At 68.0% G+C, this 19,650-nt stretch carries 16 protein-coding genes; 11 read left to right on the forward strand and 5 right to left on the reverse strand.

Annotated features, from left to right (window positions below; translation table 11 throughout):
* The first annotated feature begins 27 nt into the window (after window positions 1-27).
* The 9 genes from K7711_RS18045 to K7711_RS18085 all read left to right on the forward strand — a co-directional run bounded on the left by K7711_RS18045 (window position 28) and on the right by K7711_RS18085 (window position 11,033).
* The gene (locus tag K7711_RS18045; RefSeq protein ID WP_222970572.1) at window positions 28-1,026 is read left to right on the forward strand and encodes a sulfate/molybdate ABC transporter ATP-binding protein; all 999 of its coding nucleotides are present in this window, start codon (window positions 28-30) and stop codon (window positions 1,024-1,026) included.
* Window positions 1,027-1,251: 225 nt separating this feature from the next.
* Window positions 1,252-2,355 carry an Hsp70 family protein gene (locus K7711_RS18050; RefSeq protein WP_222970573.1) on the forward strand — a complete coding sequence of 368 codons (1,104 nt, stop codon included), beginning with the start codon at window positions 1,252-1,254 and terminating at the stop codon, window positions 2,353-2,355.
* Between the two features lie 76 nt (window positions 2,356-2,431).
* Window positions 2,432-3,457, forward strand: coding sequence for an AurF N-oxygenase family protein (locus K7711_RS18055; RefSeq protein WP_222970574.1), 1,026 nt, complete (start codon window positions 2,432-2,434; stop codon window positions 3,455-3,457).
* A 13-nt stretch (window positions 3,458-3,470) separates the two neighbouring features.
* Window positions 3,471-5,060, forward strand: a complete 1,590-nt coding sequence (locus K7711_RS18060; protein ID WP_222970575.1) for an FAD-dependent oxidoreductase — start codon at window positions 3,471-3,473, stop codon at window positions 5,058-5,060.
* Window positions 5,061-5,727: 667 nt separating this feature from the next.
* On the forward strand, window positions 5,728-8,040 hold the full coding sequence (locus K7711_RS18065; RefSeq protein ID WP_222970576.1) for an FGGY-family carbohydrate kinase: 2,313 nt from the start codon (window positions 5,728-5,730) through the stop codon (window positions 8,038-8,040).
* 363 nt (window positions 8,041-8,403) lie between these two features.
* Window positions 8,404-8,703: a nuclear transport factor 2 family protein gene (locus tag K7711_RS47645; RefSeq protein WP_372460165.1), complete on the forward strand. Its 300-nt coding sequence runs from the start codon at window positions 8,404-8,406 to the stop codon at window positions 8,701-8,703.
* Between the two features lie 303 nt (window positions 8,704-9,006).
* Window positions 9,007-9,291, forward strand: a complete 285-nt coding sequence (locus K7711_RS18075; protein ID WP_222970577.1) for a nitroreductase/quinone reductase family protein — start codon at window positions 9,007-9,009, stop codon at window positions 9,289-9,291.
* A gap of 187 nt (window positions 9,292-9,478) precedes the next feature.
* Entirely contained in the window at window positions 9,479-10,183 is a 705-nt protein-coding gene (locus K7711_RS18080) for a TIGR00266 family protein (protein WP_222970578.1), read from the forward strand.
* Window positions 10,184-10,232: 49 nt separating this feature from the next.
* Window positions 10,233-11,033 (forward strand): HAD family hydrolase, encoded by an 801-nt coding sequence (locus K7711_RS18085; protein ID WP_308014809.1) that lies wholly within the window; start codon window positions 10,233-10,235, stop codon window positions 11,031-11,033.
* On the opposite strand, the gene K7711_RS18090 is transcribed toward K7711_RS18085, so the two are convergent.
* Genes K7711_RS18090 through K7711_RS18110 form a run of 5 tightly spaced genes read right to left on the reverse strand, consistent with a single transcriptional unit; the run spans window position 11,034 to window position 16,707 of the window.
* Window positions 11,034-11,885, reverse strand: a complete 852-nt coding sequence (locus K7711_RS18090; protein ID WP_222970579.1) for a sirohydrochlorin chelatase — start codon at window positions 11,883-11,885, stop codon at window positions 11,034-11,036.
* Window positions 11,885-13,180 carry a sulfate adenylyltransferase subunit 1 gene (locus tag K7711_RS18095; RefSeq protein ID WP_222970580.1) on the reverse strand — a complete coding sequence of 432 codons (1,296 nt, stop codon included), beginning with the start codon at window positions 13,178-13,180 and terminating at the stop codon, window positions 11,885-11,887. The genes K7711_RS18090 and K7711_RS18095 overlap by 1 nt, the downstream gene beginning before the upstream one ends.
* Window positions 13,180-14,145 (reverse strand): sulfate adenylyltransferase subunit CysD, encoded by a 966-nt coding sequence (gene cysD, locus K7711_RS18100; protein WP_372460154.1) that lies wholly within the window; start codon window positions 14,143-14,145, stop codon window positions 13,180-13,182. Before cysD ends, K7711_RS18095 begins: the two co-directional genes overlap by 1 nt.
* The gene (locus K7711_RS18105) at window positions 14,142-14,858 is read right to left on the reverse strand and encodes a phosphoadenylyl-sulfate reductase (protein WP_222970581.1); all 717 of its coding nucleotides are present in this window, start codon (window positions 14,856-14,858) and stop codon (window positions 14,142-14,144) included. Before K7711_RS18105 ends, cysD begins: the two co-directional genes overlap by 4 nt.
* Window positions 14,859-14,874: 16 nt before the next feature.
* Complete coding sequence (locus K7711_RS18110) at window positions 14,875-16,707, reverse strand: nitrite/sulfite reductase (protein WP_222970582.1); 1,833 nt, start codon at window positions 16,705-16,707, stop codon at window positions 14,875-14,877.
* A 523-nt stretch (window positions 16,708-17,230) separates the two neighbouring features.
* Between K7711_RS18110 and hemW the strand changes: the two genes are divergently transcribed.
* A complete protein-coding gene (gene hemW / locus K7711_RS18115) occupies window positions 17,231-18,433 on the forward strand; it encodes a radical SAM family heme chaperone HemW (protein ID WP_372460155.1) in 1,203 nt (400 codons plus the stop codon).
* Window positions 18,434-18,602: 169 nt separating this feature from the next.
* Window positions 18,603-19,634 carry a heat-inducible transcriptional repressor HrcA gene (gene hrcA / locus K7711_RS18120; RefSeq protein ID WP_222970584.1) on the forward strand — a complete coding sequence of 344 codons (1,032 nt, stop codon included), beginning with the start codon at window positions 18,603-18,605 and terminating at the stop codon, window positions 19,632-19,634.
* Window positions 19,635-19,650: the final 16 nt, after the last annotated feature.

A 19,650-nucleotide genomic window follows, 5' to 3' on the forward strand; every position in this document is an offset into this window, starting at 1 on the left:
TCGACAAACCCCGCCGGAGGCGAGCACATGATCACCGTTGCGAATGCGAAGAAGAATTACGGCACCTTCGCCGCACTCGACGATGTCAGCATCGATATTCCCGCGGGCGAGCTGACCGCCCTGCTGGGCCCCTCGGGCTCGGGCAAATCGACGCTGCTGCGCTCGATCGCCGGATTGGAATCGCTGGATTCGGGTGTGGTCACCATCTCCGGCCGCGATGTCACCCGGGTCTCGCCGCAGAAGCGCGATATCGGCTTCGTCTTCCAGCATTACGCGGCGTTCAAACATATGACGGTGCGCGACAACGTCGCCTTCGGTCTGAAGATCCGCAAGCGGCCGCGCAACGAGATCGCCAAGCGGGTGGACGAACTGCTCGGCATCGTCGGCCTGGACGGTTTCCAGCACCGCTATCCGTCGCAGTTGTCCGGCGGTCAGCGTCAGCGCATGGCCCTGGCGCGCGCGCTGGCGGTCGATCCGCAGGTGCTGCTGCTGGACGAACCGTTCGGCGCGCTGGATGCCAAGGTGCGCACCGATCTGCGGACCTGGCTGCGCCGGCTGCACGAGGAGGTCCACGTGACCACGGTGCTGGTGACGCACGATCAGGAGGAGGCCCTGGACGTCGCGGACCGGATCGCGGTGATGAACTCGGGGCGCATCGAGCAGATCGGCACTCCCGAGGACGTCTACGACCGTCCGGCGAACGAATTCGTCATGTCCTTCCTGGGCGCGGTAGCAAAGTTGAACGGACATCTGGTGCGTCCGCACGACATCCGGATCGGCCGCGATCCGGAGATGACGCTGGCCTCGCACGAGGGCACCGCGGAATCGGCGGGCGTCACCCGCGCCACGGTGGAGCGGGTGGTGGTGCTCGGCTTCGAGGTGCGGCTGGAGTTGCGCAACGCCGCCACCGGCGATCTGTTCACCGCACAGGTCACCCGCGGTGACGCCGAGGCGCTGCACCTGCGCGACGGTGAGACCGTGTACGCCCGCGCGACCCGGATCCCGGAGTTGCCGGCGGGAGTCTGAGTGCGGCCGCGGGCGAGTCGCCACGGCGATTCGCCCGGTTCGCCGATAGACGTGCGGACGGTCGATCCGCGCTGTGTGCCCACTTCTGAGCGGTGTGTGCAGGAGATGTCACGAGCGGACAACCACGTGTCCGGTGGTTGTCAGCACCGGGTTGCGGATGATTGCCTGGGACTCGTTCGGATCACGATTGCATAAACGCTGTTCGTCGATCGAGGATGGGTGTAGATGACGGTTGGGCTCGGAATCAGCATCGGAACGGTCAATACGGTGTGCGCCGCGGCAGGGGAAACCGGCCGAGCCGCGCATCGGAACAAGAAGAAGGGCGTGCCCACGACATGGCGCACGACCCTGACGTTCGACAGCGTCGGCGTCGCGCGCGTCGGCCGGATTCCCAAACACGGCCGCGCGCTGGCCGAATTCGCCGATCTGAGTCAGCGTTCCACGCCGACCGCGCGGGTCGGCAACCGCACGCTGACCGCGGCGGATCTGGTGGCGACCGTCGCGCAAGGCGTGATCGCCGAGACGCTGGGCGCGGAGCCGCAGGAGAATGTCGCGCTGGCGATGACGCATCCGGTCGGTTATTCGGACGAGCAGGTCGGCGACCTACGCGCGGCCCTCGAGACGGTGGGCCTCGCGCGGGCCGAGCTGATCTGTGAGCCGGTCGCGGCGGCGGCCTGGTTCGAGGCCACCCAGGGCCCGGTCACGCCGGGCCTGATGCTCGTCTACGACCTGGGTGGTTCGGGGCTGACCGTGACTCTGGTCCGCGTGGGCGCGGGTGCGCCGGACAATCGCGTGGTCGGCACGTCGGTGCGTTCGAGCGAGTACGGCGGCCGAGGCTTCGGGGCGCTGATGACCAAGCGGGCGAGCCGCCTGGCCTCGCCGCGTTCGCTCACCGATTCCGATGTCGCGATCTCGGCGCTGCGTTCGATTCATGTGCTGCGTTCGGTTGATCTGGTCTACAAATGCCTCCGCACGGCCGATGTCACCATGGCCGATGTGGATCGGGTCCTGGTGATCGGCGGTGCTGCTCGTCCGCGCGAGGTCGCGCAGGTGCTCGGTGAGGAGCTCGCGCGTCCGGTGATCGTGGCGGCGGATCCTGGGCGCACGATCGCCGAGGGTGCGGCGATCCTGGCGCAGCGCGCGGCCGAGGCGGCGCACGGGGCGGTAGAACGTCGCCGGATCCGCTCGGCGTGGTCGCAGCGGCGGCTGGTGCGCGTCGCGGCGGCGGTGCTGATCGCCGGCGGCGGCGCGATGGCCGGAGTCGTGGTGCCCGAGGCCGCGGTGGCGGCCGGATCGGCCCAGGCGGGGCTGGTGCCGCTGGATCGATGACCTGCAGCGGTTGACGTGACCTCTGGTTGGTGTAACTATTGGAAACAGTTACCCAACGAGTGGAGAGGCTGTGACGATGACGTCCGTTGCCACGACGCCTGGTGCCGACCACGTCGAGCCCGAGGATCCGATCGTTCGTGAGGCACGCGAGTACGCGGCCAAGCTGACCCTGCTGTCGGAAGGTTCGGTCAACCGCCACTTCGATCCTTTCGAGGACATCGACTGGGAAAACCCTGATTTCGATCCCGATGCCGCTCCCGAGCGGTGGATTCTGCCCGTTTCGGCGGACCCGCTCGGGCGGCACCCGTGGTATCTGTCGCAGTCCAAGGCGCGGCAGATCGAGATCGGCAAGTACCGCCAGGCCAACGTCGCCAAGGTCGGTCTGCAGTTCGAGTCGATCCTGATCAGCGGCATGGTGAACCACACCTTCGCGCTGCCCAACGGCGACCCGGAGTTCCGGTACTGCACGCACGAGATGACCGAGGAACTCAACCACACCCAGATGTTCCAGGAGATGGTGAACCGCATCGGCGCGGACGTACCGGGCATGGGCCCGCTCGTGCGCAAGCTGCGGTACCTGGGCGTTCCGGTGGCCACGCTGACCCCGAACCTGTTCTTCATGGCCGTGCTCGCCGGCGAGGAGCCGATCGATCACATCCAGAAGGCGATCCTGCGTTCGGGCGAGGAGGTGCACCCGATCATGCGCGGGGTCATGTCGATCCACGTCGCCGAGGAGGCGCGGCACATCTCCTTCGCGCACGAATTCCTCAAGCATCATGTGCCCGAGCAGAAGTCGTTCAACAAGTTCGTGCTGTCGCTGGCCATGCCGCTAATCATGTGGATCCTGGGCCGGTCGATCGCCACGCCGCCGAAGTCCTTCTTCGACGAGTTCGACATTCCCGAAGAGGTCCGCAAGGAGCTGTTCTACGGCTCGAAGGAGGCCCGGAAGGTCTTCGCCGACTACTTCGTCGACGTGCGTGCGCTGGCCAAGGAGATCGGCTTGATGAATCCGGTCGCCAAGCAGATGTGGAAGATGCTGCGCATCGACGGCCCGAGCAGCCGCTACCGGTCGGAGCCGCTGCGCGTGGCCAAGGCGAGCTGAGGGCGAGCGCACAGTGCCGTACGTCGTCACCCAATCCTGCTGTAGCGACGCGTCCTGCGTCTACGCATGCCCGGTCAACTGCATCCACCCCACTCCGGACGAGCCGGATTTCCTGAGTGCGGAGATGTTGTACGTGGATCCGGCGTCCTGCGTGGACTGCGGGGCGTGCGCTACGGCCTGCCCCGTCGACGCCATCACCTCGACCAAGCGGCTCACTCCCGAGCAGCAGCCCTTCATCGAGATCAATGCCGACTTCTATCGGCAGGTGCGCCCGCGCGCGGTGCTGGCACAGCCGGTGCCCGCCGCGCGGGTCGAGGGCGGGCCGCTGCGGGTGGCGATCGTTGGTTCGGGCCCCTCGGCGATGTACGCCGCCGACGAACTGCTGACCCAGCCCGATGTCTCGGTGACGGTGATCGACCGGCTGCCGGTGCCGTACGGCCTGGCCCGGTTCGGCGTCGCGCCGGACCACACCAAGACTCGTCGGGTGAGCCGGTTGTACGACGTGATGTCGGAGCAGCCAGGATTCGGCGCCTATCTGAACCTCACTGTGGGACAGGATGTTTCGCATGAGGAACTGCTCGAGCACAACCACGCGGTGATCTACGCGGTCGGCGCCTCGACCGATCGCAAACTCGGCATTCCCGGTGAGGGCCTGCCGGGCAGCGCGTCGGCGACCGACTTCGTGGCCTGGTACAACGGCCATCCCGATCAGGCCGAGCGCGAATACGATCTGACCCAGCGCCGGGCGGTCATCGTCGGTAACGGCAATGTCGCACTCGACGTCGCGCGGATTCTCACCGCGGACCCCGAGTCGCTGTCCCATACCGATATGTCACCTCGGGCATTGGAAGCGTTGCGGCACAGCAAGATCGAAGAGGTCGTGATCATCGCACGGCGCGGTCCGGCCGAATCCGCCTTCACTGTGCCGGAATTCGTGGGACTGCTTGCCGCCGACGTGGACATTGTCGTGGAAGGCGATGTGCCCGAACCTGTTCCGGGTATGCCGCAGAAGATCGAGCACAAGTTGCGGCTGCTGCGCGGTCTGGCCGATCGTCCGGTGAGCGGGCGCAAGCGGATCGTATTCCGCTACCTGTCCTCGCCGACGGCCCTGGTCGGCACCGACCGGGTCACCGGAATCGAGTTGGCGCACAACGAACTCGCCACCGACGCGGACGGCGCGGTGCGTGCGGTGCCCACCGGCTCCACCGAAACCCTCGACACCGGACTGGTTCTCACCTCGGTCGGTTATCGCGGTGTGCCGCTGCCCGGCCTGCCTTTCGACGATGCGGCCGGGGTCATCCCGAACGACGCCGGACGGGCGCAGTCGGCTCCCGGCGGCGAGGTCGTGCCGGGCGTTTACGTGACCGGCTGGATCAAGCGCGGTCCGACCGGGTTCATCGGTACCAACAAGTCCTGTGCTCAGGAGACCGTGCGCGGGCTCGTGGAGGACTTCAACACCGGTCGGCTCACCGAACCCGCCTGCGGCGCGGTCGATTTCGATGCGCTCGTCTCCGCTCGTCGTCCCTCGGCCATCCGCAGCGGTGCGGCGGCAACGGCAGCGGCGCGGCCCGGGTGGAAGCGCCGTCTGCTGGCGCGCGCCTGAATCCTCGGCCGTTCTGTTCTGCGGCCGAAGTCGTTTCGTTCGGTGTGGCAGAAGTTGATTCTCGCCTCCCGGGTGAATCGGCTTCTGCCCAGGCCGAGACGCGGTCCGCCGACTGTGGTGTCCGGCAGTGTGGCCCGGGTCGGTGGCTGCCGCTCGCGCGGGGTCGGATGGCGGAGCGGTTCTGCGGTCGAATCCCTGCGCGGCACGTCGTCGACGGGTGCTGATGTCGGCTGCGAATGTCGCTGTCCGAGGCCGGATATCGAATACCGGCTGGTCTGTCCGAAGTGGTCGTTCTGTCTGAAACGTTCGCCGTTCTTTCGGGGGCAACTATTCAGCCACTCCATATTGCCTCATCGAATGAGGATGCCGGAAAGTCGTTGTGGCACATTCACAGCGCACCGGTTGGTTTGTGGAGTCAGTTACTGAAAGGTAGCTGGTTTTTGTGGTTGATTGGGCGTGTCGCATATTCCGCCATCCATTTTTCTGATCTGGACGCCGGTCTATCAGGGGATATGCGATGTGGACCGGTGGGTATGAAACCTTTTCCGCCCATTGGGCATCCGCGAACGATATCGACCAGCTAACCTGTGGGCGCTGTTTGGTAAACGACCGCGACCACGAGGTTCGTCCCCCGGGCCGTGGTCTCGGTGCGTTTGACAGGATGGCAATGACTGTTGGCTTCGGCATGAGCATCGGCACAGTGAACTCCGTGTGGGCAGCCACTTCCGGAGATGCTGACCTCCCCGCCGTGCGGGTTCGCCGCACCGCCGTCACCTTCGACAGCGCCGGTGGTGCGCGAATCGGCGGCCTGCCTCGATTCGCGCCCGTGGTAACGGATTTCGCCGACCTCACGCGCGAGATCGAGCCGGTCGTCGTGGGCGGGCGGATCTGGACTTCGGCCGATCTCGTTGCCGCCGTGGCCACCTGCCTGATCGGCGCCACCGAATTCGACGGCGAGCCGGTGATCGCCTATCCCGCTTGCTATTCCGACTCGCAGGTGGCCGCACTGCGGCACGCCCTGGACTGGGCCGGCGCCACCGCGACGCTGTTGATGCCCGAGCCGGTCGCGGCCGTCGAGTGGCTCGATGCCGAGTACGGCGTCTCCGAGGCCGGTCTCACACTCGTCTACGACCTCGGCGGCAACTGTCTCGACATCGCGGTCGTGCGCACCGAGGCCGACCGGGAAAAGCGTGGTGTGCTGGGCAAACCGGTGCGTTCCTACGAATACGGCGGGCGGCCGCTGGGTACTACGCTCGCCCGCTACGCCAGGGCGCTCGCGCCCGATGCGTCCTCGCCGGTCTCGAAGGTCGTCCCGGCCGACGACACCGCCCGATTACGCACCTGGAACATCCGCAATTCCCTTCGGCTGGCGCGGCGTTGCGTCCGCGCGGCCGGGCTCACGATCGGCGATATCGACCGGATTCTGCTGGTCGGCGGCGCGGCGCGGCCGATCGAGGTGGCGCAGGTGATCGCGGAACTCGGACGCCCGGTGGTGATCTCGCCGGATCCGGCGCACACCGTCGCGGCGGGCGCCGCGCTCGCTTCGTTCCGGATGGCCGACACCGGCGCCGATCTCGGCCGCTACGCGCGCGGCGCGGCGGTATTGTCCAGTGCCGCGGTAGCTTCGGCGCTGGCCATGTCCGCGGCCACCATGCTCGGCGGCGGTCCGATCGGAGCCGACGGTCCGGCACTGGAATTCGCGCCCGCCCTCGCGGGGCCCGCGCCCGATCCGGCGCGCGATGTGCAGGTGATCGACGGCGCCGGCCCCGGGGTGGGATCGATGAGTTCCCCGGTGCTGTCCGATGCCGCGTTGCCGTTGCGAACCTATTCCGGGACGCAGGCGTACAGCATTGTGGCGCAGACCTTTTCGGCTTCGGCGAGTGATCGGGCGCAACACGCGTTGAGTGAGTACGGCCCCGGTACGCACTGTAGCCCGCTGGATCGTCTCCAGCCCTCGACGTACGCCAACCCCGCGCAGTTCGTCAACCCGCTGCCGTTCGCGAGTACGTCCGGTTCCATCGTCCCCAGGATCAGCCTGCCTCGTCCGAGCAACAGTTCGGGCGACAGCGTTCCCCGGCATTCTTCGGACCACGACAAACTGCCTGGCACCTGGGATCCGGGGGCCCGAGTCACACCGCCTTCGATCTCGAAGACTTCGCTGACGAATCCCGGTGCGACACGGCCTGGTACCGGCACTCTGCCGCCCATGACGGGACCGCAGGCCGGGGCCGATCTGCCGGACGTGAATTCGGCAGCGGGAGCGCAGAATTCGGCTCCGGGGACGACTCCCGGCACGGTCTCCTCCGGCCCCGGGACGAATCCGGGCACTGGAACCGCTGCCGGGGACTCCACAACCTCCCATCCGGGAGGGGCCCTGTCGTCGGGCGGCAACACGACATCGACCGGTCCCGCCGACGGCAACCAGGCCCCGAGCGCGCCCGCCGCTTCCGACGAAGGCGCTGCCGCGGCCTCGCCGGGCTCCGGTAACGGTCTGTCGAGCTCCCCCGGAAGTGTTGCGCCCCACAACATGTCGAGCTCACCCGGGACCGCGACCGCCAATTCCTCGGGTGGTGCGTCGTCGAACGACACGTCCAGCTCGCCGGGCGGCGCCACACCGCACACTTCGCTGGGCGGCGCCACGTCGAACGGGATCCCGCATTCCTTGGGCGGTGCGACCTCGAACGGCACGTCCAGTTCGCCGGGTGGTGCCACATCGCACAACCCCCTGGGTGGTGCGTTGTCGAATGGAACCCCGAACTCTTCGGGCGGTTCTACCTCGCACGGACCATCCAGCTCGCTGGGGGGCGCCACGTCGCACAACTCCCTGGGCGGTGCGTTGTCGAACGGCACCTCCAACTCGTTGGGCGGTGCCACCTCGCACAGCACGGCAGGTGGCAACTCCTTCGGCGGCGGCTTCCACGGCGGCGCGTCGAGCGGCGGCTCGCACGGTGGTTCCTCGGGCGGCGGCGGACACCACTGATGCCATCCGGACCGCCGCGAAATGAGGGGCGGCGGTCCGAATCCGACTCGGCCGCACCCCGTTCGCCTGCCCCGTCCGATGTCCTGCCGAGACATCGAATGCGGAGTAGTGCGGGGTGCGGCGGGGTATCCGGCGGCGGCCCAACGGCATTACGCCGGAGGTAATCGACGGGACGAACTACTGCGGGCACGGTGTCGGGTATGAACGATCCCGGGACGAACAACACACGCACTGTCGTCGAAGAATTGCTGCGTCGAATGGGTGTCGGCGATCCGGACGCCATCGCCGCGCTGTACGCCCCGGCCGTCGAGTGGAAACTGAACTGGCCAGACAACGAACACTCACCGCCCCGCGACCCCGTGGATCCGGCACCGTGCCACCCGCGCCGACGCGGCCGAGCATTTCCGCGAGCTCGCCTGCCACCACGTGCCCGAACAGGTCGGCACCGTGATCGAGCGCATCCTGGTCGACGGCCCGGATGCGGTGGTACTGGGCGAGATCTGTCAGACCGCCCGCCCCACCGCCCGCGCGTACCGCTCCCGTTTCGCGCTGCACCTCACGATCGAGAACGGCCTCATCGTCCGCTACCACGTCTACGAGGACACCCTCGCCGTCGCGCGAGCCTTCGATACGCAGGACCCCGAACTGGACAACCCGAATTGAACAGTGTGTTGTGGCTGCACGGCGGAGGCCCGCGATGTGACCCCGCAGCCATTCGACACGATGACACAGCGCCGTTGCTCTGGTCTTCGATCGGCGAGGCGCGTTCCAATGGTGGTATGTCGATCTTCGCTCGACCGGTGCCGGCGGTGTCGCAGTTCGCCGATCGACGTGGGGTGTATCTCGGGAGACGTTCCACGCGTTGGCATGTCGCGGTGTATCGCTGGTCGCGTGGTCGCATCGGCGGCCGGATCACCGGCTATCCGAACGCCCGCATCCTGCTGCTCGACCACATCGGCGCGAAGCGTGGCCTCGCCGGTGATCGTCCAGCAGACCGGCGCCATCACCGCCATCGCCGCCTCCAAGGCCGGACAGCCCGAACTCCCGTCCTGGTATCACAACCTGCGAGCCCACCCCGACACGACCATCCAACTCGGCCCCGAGAGCCGCCAGGTCCGCGCCCGCGTAGCCACCGACGCCGAGCACGCCCGCCTGTGGCCCGGCTTCGTGGCGTTGTTCCCGGCCTTCGACCTCTACCAACGCGCCATCGGCTCCCGCCCGATTCCGGTGCTCATCCTCGACCCCCGCTGACCAGCGACCCGGCCCTCTCGACCGTATGGTCGAAGCTCGTCGGTGCCGCCGGTCGCCGAGTGCCGAGCTTGCTCAGCCGGGCCGTGCGATTCAGTGACCGAACGATCGCCGACACTCGTTGATCATCTGTGCGGCAAGCGGATCGGATCTCGGGGTGGTGGGGGCGGGGCGGGCGCACACTGGAGTGATGGAACCCAGGATCATCGGAAGTGTGATGCCGGTGCTCGAGGTCTCGCTCGAGCCAGGGGAGAGTCTGGTTGCCGAGTCGGGGCAGTTGTCGTGGATGACCGAGTCGATTCGGTTGCACACCTCGACGCGGGCGGGGTCGGGTGGGGTGTTCCGGGCGGTGAAACGGGCGCTGGCGGGGGCCGGGTTGTTCATGACCGAGTACACGGCGGCGCGGCATCCGGGGACGGTGGCGTTCGCGACGAAACTGCCGGGGCAGATCGTGCCGGTGCCGGTGGAGCCGGGACGGGACTACTTGCTGCATCGGCACGGGTTCCTCTGTGCTACAGGTGATGTCCGGATTTCGCTGAGTTTTCAGCGGCGGCTCGGGGCGGGGATCTTCGGCGGTGCGGGGTTCACGTTGCAGCGGGTGAGTGGGTCGGGTCGAATGTGGGCCGAGTTGTCCGGTGAGGTGATCCGATACGACCTGGCGCCGGGCGAGCGCCTGCGGGTACATCCCGGACATGTCGGAATGTTCGACGCCACGGTCGGATTCGACATCACGATCCTGCGCGGCATCCGGAACATCCTGTTCGGCGGCGACGGTCTGTTCCTGGCCGCGCTCACCGGTCCGGGCCGAGTGTGGTTGCAGTCGTTGACCGTTGCCAATCTCGCACATGCGATCACCCCCTATCTGCCACTGCCCGAATTCGAGGATCGGCAGTGATCATCCACGGCGATGAAAGTGCATTCGTGCGATCGGCAAGAATGAGGTGGTGGACGACACTGCCGACAGACCTCGATTGATAGCTCTGGATGTGGACGGAACCCTGCTGCGGACCGGTGAGTCGGTCACCCCGCGGGTGCGCGAGGCGGTGCACGCGGCGGTCGACTCGGGTGCGCACGTGGTCGTGGCGACCGGTCGAACGCTCCTGGCGACCCGGCTCGTGGTGCAGGAGCTGGGACTGGGCGAGGGACGGACGATCTGCTCGAACGGCGCTGTGCAGGCGGATATTTCGACCTGGAAGCCGCGAGATGTGCACACCTTCGATCCGGAGCCGTCCGTCGGCGTCCTGCGGAAACTGTTCCCGGACATGGTCCTGTCGGTGGAGAAGGTCGGCATCGGCACCTGGACCACCGGCTACTACCCCGGCAGCTTCCGGCTCGGCGAATTCCGTTTCGTCGAGGACCGTGACCTGAGCCTGGAACCGACCACACGCCTGAACGGCTGGTGGCCCAGCGGTTCGCTCGCCGACATGGTCGAGGTGATGGGCGAGCACGAGCTCCCCGGAGCGGGCTGGGTGTCCGGTGAGGACGAGCCCTGGCTCGTTGCCTCCCGCCAGGGCGTATCCAAGGGTTGGGCACTCGAACGCCTGCGCCGCGAACTCGACGTCCCCCTGACCGCCACCCTGGCCATCGGTGACGGTTACAACGACTGCGAAATGCTTTCCTGGGCAGGGCATTCCGTCGCCATGGGCAATGCCGTGGATGCTGCTCGCGACGCCGCGGACGAGGTCACCGGCTCGGTCCACGAGGACGGCGTCGCCGTGGTCCTGGAGCGCTGGTTCGGCAACTGATCACGCGACGGCGATAGCGGAGTCGGACCGCACCCGCAGGTCGTGTGCCGCTGTCGCGTACCGCTGGACAACGACTTTCGCGACGAGCCCGTGACTCCCGAGCGGATCGGCATGGGTGACGTGCGGCGCGGCGGCGGCGAGCCGATCGGTCAGCAGACCGGGAGCCAGGAACCAGGGTGCGACGACGACCCGGCTGCACCCCAGCGCATCCAGCGCCGAGATCGCTTGGGGGAGAGAGGGTTCGGTGGTGGCGAAGCATGCCTCGGTACGCCAGGCGGTGCCCGCGGCGAGCAGGCGGCCCAGGGTGCGGGTGCGGCGGTTGGCCTCGGGGGAGGAGGAGCCGACCGCCGCGAGGGCCACGCCCACCGTGTCGTCGTCGCGATCGAACCCGGCTGCCAGCACGCGTTCGCGCAGGGCGGTGATCAGCAGCGCGTCCGGACCGAGCACGTCGGCCTGGATCAGCCGCAGTCGCGGATGACGTGCACGCGCCGACGCGAGCATGCCGGGCAGATCGACGCGTGCGTGAAATGCGCTGCCCAACAGCAGCGGCACCACGACGACCTCCCGATGTCCTTGTGCGGCAACGGCATCGATGACCTGTTCGACCGACGGCGTATTCAGGTCCAGGAACGCCAACCGGACGTCCAACCCCGGATTCCGCTGTGCCACGTCGGCGATCACCGCGGTCATCGTTGCCGCGGACCGTGGATCCCGGCTACCGTGCGCGACCGCGATCAGCGCCGGACCACCGAGCGAACCCAACCGGCCCCGCGCCACGAGACCGCCGCGAACCCGCCCGGCTCCGGCCCGGAGGCCGACGCTGTCGAGCGGTTCGCCGCCGTCGTACGACATCAGCTCTCGGTGCCGACCTCGACCGCGGTCAGCACGTCGCCGACCAGGCCCGCGGCCAGGGTGTTGCCGCCGGCGGGGTCGATGAGCAGGAAGCTGCCGGTGTGCCGGTTGACCCGGTAGTCGTCGGCGGTGATCGGGTCCGCGACGCGCACCGAGATGCGGCCGATGTCGTTGAGCGCCAACGACTCCGCCTCGGTGTCCGCTGCCAGATGCTGTTCGTCGAAACGCTCGAGCAGTGCGCCCACGACCGCCTGGGTGGTGCGGGTGCCGTGCTTGAGCAGCAGTCGCGCGCCCGCCCGCAGCGGCTTGTCGCCGAGCCAGCACACGGTGGCGTCGAAGGTGTCGATGGGCTCCGGGGCGTCGGCCGCCGCGGCGATCACATCCCCGCGCGAGACGTCCACGTCATCGGCGAGGATCAAGGTGACGCTGCGTCCGGGCTGCGCCGACTCGAGCTCACCGTCCGCGGTGTCGATCCGCTCGACCGTGGTGCGGGTGCCCGACGGGAGCACCACGACCTCGTCCCCGGGGCGCACCACACCGGCGGCGATCTGCCCGGCATAGCCGCGGTAGTCCGGGTACTCCGAAGTGCGCGGCCGGATGACGTACTGCACCGGGAAACGCAGCCCCACCTGGTGCCGTCCGTGCACATCGGCGTCGACCGGAACCGACTCGAGATGCTCGATCAGCGAGGGGCCGTCGTAGTAGGGGGTGTTCGTCGAGCGAGACGCGATGTTGTCACCGTGCAGTGCCGAGACCGGGATCTCGGTGATGTCCTCCCGCGCCCAGCCCAATTTCGTTGTCAGCTGGGTGAATTCGTCGACGATCTTCTCGAAGACGCCCGCGGCGTCGTCGACCAGGTCGATCTTGTTCACGGCCAGAACGAGTTTGGGCACACCCAGCAGCGCCATCACCGCGGCGTGGCGGCGGGTCTGCTCGATGACGCCCTTGCGCGCGTCGACCAGCAGGATCACCAGCTGCGCGGTGGACGCGCCGGAAACCGTGTTGCGGGTGTACTGCACGTGCCCGGGGGTGTCGGCGAGGACGAAAGACCGCTGGGGCGTGGCGAAGTAGCGGTACGCGACATCGATCGTGATGCCCTGTTCGCGTTCGGCGCGCAGGCCGTCGACCAGCAGGGACAGGTCCGGGGTGGACAGGCCCCGGTCGACCGAGGCCCGGGTGACGGCGTCGATCTGATCCGCCAGAACGGATTTCGTGTCGTACAGCAGTCGTCCGACCAAGGTGGACTTACCGTCGTCGACACTGCCGGCGGTGGCCAGTCTCAATAGGTCGGACATCAGAAATAACCCTCTCGTTTACGGTCCTCCATCGCGGCCTCGGACACCCGGTCGTCACCGCGGGTGGCCCCGCGTTCGGTGAGCCGGGAAGCAGCGACCTCGGCGAGGATCGCGGCGTTGTCGGCGGCGTCGGAAATGATCGCGCCGGTGGTGGATCCGTCGCCGACGGTGCGGTAGCGCACCGACTTGGTGACCAGCTCCTCGCCCTCGCGCGGCCCGCCCCAGCTGCCCGGGGTCATCCACATGCCGTCGCGCTGGTAGACCGGGCGCTGATGGGCGTAGTAGATGGTCGCCAGCTCGACGTCCTCGCGAGCGATGTACCGCCAGATGTCCAGCTCGGTCCAGTTGCTCAGCGGGAACACCCGGACGTGCTCACCCGGCGCGTGCCGACCGTTGTAGAGGTTCCACAGCTCGGGCCGCTGCCGCTTGGGATCCCAGCGCCCGAACGCGTCCCGCAGCGAGAAGATCCGCTCCTTGGCGCGCGAACGCTCCTCGTCGCGACGCCCGCCGCCGAACACCGCGTCGAACCGGTTGTCGGTGATCGCGTCCAGCAGCGGCACCGTCTGCAACGGGTTGCGGATGCCGTCGGGACGCTCGGTCAGCCGCCCGTCGGCGAGGTACTCCTCGACGCCGGCCACATGCAGCCGCAGCCCGTACTTCTGGACCACGTGATCGCGGAAGGCCAGGACCTCGGGCAGATTGTGCCCGGTGTCCACGTGCAGCAGCGCGAACGGCAGCGGCGCGGGCCAGAATGCCTTGAGCGCCAAGTGCAGCAGCACCGTGGAGTCCTTACCACCGGAGAACAGGATCACCGGCCGCTCGAACTCACCCGCCACCTCGCGGAAGATGTGAATGGCCTCGGACTCCAGCGCGGCCAGAGTGTCGAATTGCGCGGCCGGGGTGCGCAGCGCGCGGTCGATGTCGGCGGCGTCGGTCGGTTGGGTATCGGTCGCGGTAGGAGTCATGACTGGTGTAACCCGCATTCGGTCTTGGCGAGGCCGGCCCAGCGGCCGCTTCGCGGATCGGCTCCCGGTTCCGGCTTCCGCGTGCACGGAGCGCAACCGATGGACGGATATCCCTCTTCCACAAGGGGATTGACGAGGATGCCGTGCCGGTCGATGTACTCGGCCATCTCCTCGTCGGACCAGGCGGCGATCGGGTTGATCTTCACCAGGCCGAAGCCCTCGTCGAAGGAGATCAGGGGGGCGTTGGCGCGGGTGGGCGCCTCGACCCGGCGGATGCCGGTCACCCAGGCGTTGTAACCACTCAGGGACTGCTTCAGCGGCACGACCTTGCGCAGGCGGCAGCACTCGTTGGGCTCGCGGGCGAACAGATCCTTGCCCAGCAGCCGATCCTGTTCGGCCACAGAGTGTTCGGGCTGCGCGTTGACGATGTTCACGCCGTACACCGTCTCCACCGCGTCGCGGGTGCCGATGGTCTCGGCGAAGTGATAGCCGGTGTCCAGGAACAGCACGTCCACCCCGGCGCGGGTCTGCGCGGCCAGATGTACCAGCACCGCGTCCTGCATGTTCGACGCGACGATGTAACCCGGGCCGAAGGTGTCCTCGGTCCACCGCAGCAGATCGGCGGACGAGGCGTCGGGACCTAGCGCGGCCGCGCCGTCCTCGGCGATGCGCCGCAGTTCGTCCTCGGAGAGCTTATCCAAAGTGGTTGTCATAGCGTCTCTAACTCCCTTACCGGAGGTCGGCCTCGTCGGCGCGAACCGCCCACTGCGCGAACCGCTCACCGTCGTTGCGGCTCTTGACGAAATTGCGCACCACGCGCTCGATGTAGTCGCCGAGCTCGTCGCTGGTCACCTTGTGCTGGCGCAGCTTTCGGCCGAAGGCGGCATCGAGGCCGAGGGTGCCGCCCAGATGAACCTGGAAACCCTCCACCTGATTCCCGTCGCCGTCGTCGACGAGCTGACCCTTGAAGCCGATATCGGCGATCTGCGAGCGGCCGCAGGAGTTCGGGCAGCCGTTGATGTTGATCGTGACCGGCACATCGAGCTGGGCGTTGATATCGGCCAGCCGCTGATCCAGTTCGGGCGCGAGCACCTGGGAGCGCTTGCGGGTCTCCACGAAGGACAGCTTGCAGAACTCGATACCACTGCAGGCCAGCAGGTTTCGCCGCCACTTGGACGGCCGCGCCTGCAGGCCCAGCGGCTCGAGCTCGGCGATCAGTTCCTCGACCTTGTCGTCGGCGACGTCGAGCACGATGAGCTTCTGGTACGGGGTGAACCGGATGCGGTCGGACCCGATCCGCTCGGTTGCCTCGGCCACCTTGGTCAGGATCGTGCCCGAGACGCGTCCGGCGATGGGGGAGAAGCCGACCGCGTTCAGTCCGTTGCGCAGCTTCTGCACGCCCACGTGGTCGATGGGCCGCACCGGAGCCTCGGGCGCCGGGCCGTCGATCAGCTTGCGCTTCAGGAACTCGTCCTCGAGCACCTGCCGGAACTTCTCGATACCCCAGTCCTTGATCAGGAACTTCAACCGCGCCTTGGTGCGCAGGCGGCGGTAGCCGTAGTCGCGGAACAGCGAGACGACCGCCTCCCACACATCGGGCACCTCCGCGAGCGGCACCCACGCGCCGACCCGCTTGGCCAGCATCGGGTTGGTGGACAGCCCGCCGCCGACCCACAGGTCGAAGCCGGGGCCGTGCTCGGGGTGCTCGACGCCGATGAACGCGATGTCGTTGATCTCGTGCACCACGTCCTGCTGGCCCGAGATCGCCGTCTTGAACTTGCGCGGGAGGTTCGAGTACTCCTTCTTGCCGACGTAGCGGCGAGTGATCTCCTCCACGGCCCAGGTGCCGTCGATGACCTCGTCCAGCGATTCACCGGCCAGCGGGGAGCCGAGCACCACGCGCGGGCAGTCGCCGCACGCCTGGGTGGTCTGCAGGCCGGTTGCCTCGATGCGCCGCCAGATCTCCGGGACGTTCTCGATCTCGATCCAGTGGTACTGCAGATTCTCCCGGTCCGAGAGATCGGCGGTGTCGCGGGCGAACTCGGTGGAGATCTCGCCGAGGGTGCGCACCTGCTCGACGTTCAGCGCGCCGCCGTCGCAGCGGACCCGCATCATGAAGTACGCGGCCTCGAGAATGTCGATGTTCTCGTCGCCGGTCCAGGTGCCGTCGTAGCCCTGCTCGCGCTGGGTGTACAGACCCCACCAGCGGAACCGGCCGCGCAGATCGGCCTTGTCGATCGAGTCGAATCCGCCCGGGGCGTAGATGTTCTCGATGCGGGTGCGGACGTTGAGCGGGTGATCGTCCTTCTTGCTCTGCTCGTTCGCGTTCAGCGGCTCGCGGTAGCCCAGGGCCCACTGGCCTTCGGACTTGCGGCGCAGCGGTTTTCCGGTGCGTTCACGCGGGCCGCTGGTCTGCTCGCCCGCGCGGGAGCGCGCTCGGCGTTCGCGGGCGGCCTGCGCACGCTCGCGCGCGACTTCCTGCTCGCGCGCGGAACGCTCGGATTCCGCGCGTGCGACGGGCTCGGACTCGGCTGTATGACCGGCGTCGGTACTCGACGTCATAGGGGTCGCTCCTGGGGGTGATGATCAGACCTGGCGACAGGCGGGAGGGGCTGCTCGCGCCTTCGGTAGTCAGCGGCCGGGACGCCGCGACGGTGACGCCGGAACCGGGAACAGGGGCCGAACTACCGGAGGCTTTCCGACAGACAGCTCGCACTGCAGACACGCTTGAAGTCGACGTGGCGACGAGCCACGAGGCGCACTCCAAGTCCGGTCATGCGGTCTATTGTGCCATGTCAACCGGGTAGTTCGGACCGACCGCCCATATTTTCCGAAGATTCGAGGGAAATTCCCTGGACGCTCGTCCCAGTTTGTGAGATGCGTCATAGATCATCCGCGCAAACACGGATCGCGACCTCCCGAATGCCGATCCCCGGGTTCGCGCGGGAGAGGGGCCGGCTCCCGGGAGATGTCCGTCACAGCCGGGTGCGCACTTTCGGATCCGGCGCGAAATCGCCCCGATCGAACGCGTGCGGAACCGGCACCCGCGCCCGGCCCCGCGGTGGCCCGGCCGCACACTGGAGGGGTGAGCCCCGCCGTCCAGCAGACCGCACTGCCCGCCGCGCCGCTGCGTGATTTCGGCGGCGGGCCGTTCGGCATCTACGTGCACGTTCCGTTCTGCGCGACGCGCTGTGGGTACTGCGATTTCAACACCTACACCGCGGGCGAATTGGGCAGCTCGGCCTCGCCGGAGTCCTGGCTCGACGCATTGCGCGGTGAGATGTCCACGGCCGCAGCGGCTTTCGATGCGCTGCCGAGTCGGCAGCCGCCGGTGTCGACGGTCTTCGTCGGCGGCGGGACGCCCTCGCTGCTGGGCGGGGACGGGCTGGCCGACGTACTCGAGGTCGTCCGCGCGAACTTCACCCTGGCCGCCGATGCCGAGGTGACCACGGAATCCAATCCCGAATCCACCTCCCCGGCGTTCTTCGAGCGCCTCCGCACCGCCGGGTACACCCGGGTATCGCTGGGAATGCAGTCCGCCGCGACGCACGTCCTGCGCATTCTCGATCGCACGCACACGCCCGGCCGCCCGGTCGCCGCGGCCCGCGAGGCGCGCGAGGCCGGTTTCGACCACGTCAACCTGGATCTGATCTACGGCACCCCCGGCGAATCGGATGCCGATCTGGATGCCAGTCTCGACGCGGTGCTCGCGGCCGGAGTCGACCACGTCTCGGCGTACTCGCTGATCGTCGAGGACGGTACGGCGATGGCCCGCAAGGTCCGTCGCGGTGAACTGCCCGCCCCCGACGAGGATGTGCTCGCCTCCCGCTACGAACGCATCGACGCGCGCCTGTCCGCGGCGGGTCTGCGGTGGTACGAGGTATCCAACTGGGCCGCAAGCGATTCCGGTCGTTGCCGGCACAATCTCGGCTACTGGGACGGCGGCGACTGGCTCGGCGCGGGACCGGGTGCGCACAGCCACGTGGGCGGCGTGCGCTGGTGGAATGTGAAGCATCCGGGCCGTTATGCGGAACGGATCGCCGCGTCGGCGACCCTGCCCGCCGACGGGTGGGAGGAGCTCACCGATGCCGAGCGGTACACCGAACGGATCATGCTCGCCGTGCGATTGCGCTCCGGGCTGCCGGTGGCGGATCTGGATGCCGACGGGCGCGCGGCGATCGACGGACTCGTCGCCGAAGGATCGGTCGTACTGCGGGATCGGGTGATCGTTCTCACCGACCGCGGGCGCCTGCTGGCCGACGGAGTCGTGCGCACGCTGCTGGGCTGAACCGGCTCGTCCGGGCGCCGCCGCCGTCGCCGGAACTCCGGTTGTGCCACGCCACACGGGGGATTCGGCTTTCAGGAACTAAACTGGGGGCGGATCAACCTGGGATCCGCGTGGTCGATGCTGCTCGCAGACACCGGGCGGCCCGATGGTGAACGAGGAGGTGGGCCCGATGTCGAGCACCGAGAAGCGGCGGCTCGAGGTCCTGCGCGCGATCGTCGCGGACTACATCGCGACCAAGGAGCCGATCGGGTCGAAAACACTGGTCGACAAGCACAATCTGGGCGTCTCCAGTGCGACGGTGCGCAACGATATGGCGGTGCTCGAAGCCGAGGGTTACATCACCCAGCCGCACACCAGCTCCGGCCGCATTCCCACCGACAAGGGCTATCGCCAGTTCGTCGACAACATCGCGGAAGTCAAGCCGCTCTCCCCGGCCGAGCGACGCGCGATCATGGATTTCCTGGACGGCGGCGTCGATCTGGACGACGTGCTGCGTCGCGGGGTGCGCCTGCTGGCCCAGCTGACCCGCCAGGTCGCGATGGTGCAGTATCCGACCGTCTCGGCCTCCATCGTCCGGCACATCGAGGTCGTCGCACTCAATCCGGCCCGATTGCTGCTGGTGGTCATCACCGACAGCGGACGCGTCGATCAGCGCCTGGTCGAACTGGGCGGGGTGATCGGCGACGAGGATCTGACCGCCTTGCGCGCCATGCTGGGCAAGGCCATGGACGGCAAACGCCTCGCGGCGGCCTCCGCGTCGGTCGCGGGCCTGCCGGAGAATTCCCCGGCCCGCCTGCGTGACGTCCTGGTCCGGGTGTCGACGGTATTGGTCGAGACCCTGGTGGAGCATCCCGAGGAGCGGCTGGTGCTCGGCGGCACCGCCAATCTCACCCGCAACGCCAACGACTTCGGGTTCCCGGGTTCGCTGCGCGCGGTGCTCGAGGCCCTGGAGGAGCAGGTCATCGTGCTCAAGCTGCTGGCCGCCGCGCAACATCCGGGCACCGTGACGGTGCAGATCGGCGAGGAAACGCAGCTTGAGCAGATACGCGGAACCTCGGTGGTTTCGACCGGGTACGGTATGCCGGGTACCGTGCTCGGGGGCATGGGTGTGCTGGGCCCGACTCGCATGGACTATCCGGGGACGATCGCCTCGGTCGCGGCAGTCGCCCGATATATCGGCGAGGTGCTCGCCGACAGGTGAGTGCGCCGCGTGCAGT

The organism is Nocardia coffeae, assembly GCF_019890715.1.
Taxonomy (GTDB): Bacteria; Actinomycetota; Actinomycetes; order Mycobacteriales; family Mycobacteriaceae; genus Nocardia; species Nocardia jiangxiensis.

Coding starts and splice junctions, on each gene's coding strand:
- K7711_RS18055 (WP_222970574.1), top strand. CDS start 2,432: ATGACGTCCGTTGCCACGACGCCTGGTGCCGACCACGTCGAGCCCGAG.
- K7711_RS18065 (WP_222970576.1), top strand. CDS start 5,728: ATGACTGTTGGCTTCGGCATGAGCATCGGCACAGTGAACTCCGTGTGG.
- K7711_RS18050 (WP_222970573.1), top strand. CDS start 1,252: ATGACGGTTGGGCTCGGAATCAGCATCGGAACGGTCAATACGGTGTGC.
- K7711_RS18080 (WP_222970578.1), top strand. CDS start 9,479: ATGGAACCCAGGATCATCGGAAGTGTGATGCCGGTGCTCGAGGTCTCG.
- K7711_RS18105 (WP_222970581.1), bottom strand. CDS start 14,858: ATGACAACCACTTTGGATAAGCTCTCCGAGGACGAACTGCGGCGCATC.
- K7711_RS18110 (WP_222970582.1), bottom strand. CDS start 16,707: ATGACGTCGAGTACCGACGCCGGTCATACAGCCGAGTCCGAGCCCGTC.
- K7711_RS18045 (WP_222970572.1), top strand. CDS start 28: ATGATCACCGTTGCGAATGCGAAGAAGAATTACGGCACCTTCGCCGCA.
- K7711_RS18095 (WP_222970580.1), bottom strand. CDS start 13,180: ATGTCCGACCTATTGAGACTGGCCACCGCCGGCAGTGTCGACGACGGT.
- cysD (WP_372460154.1), bottom strand. CDS start 14,145: ATGACTCCTACCGCGACCGATACCCAACCGACCGACGCCGCCGACATC.
- K7711_RS18090 (WP_222970579.1), bottom strand. CDS start 11,885: ATGTCGTACGACGGCGGCGAACCGCTCGACAGCGTCGGCCTCCGGGCC.
- hrcA (WP_222970584.1), top strand. CDS start 18,603: ATGTCGAGCACCGAGAAGCGGCGGCTCGAGGTCCTGCGCGCGATCGTC.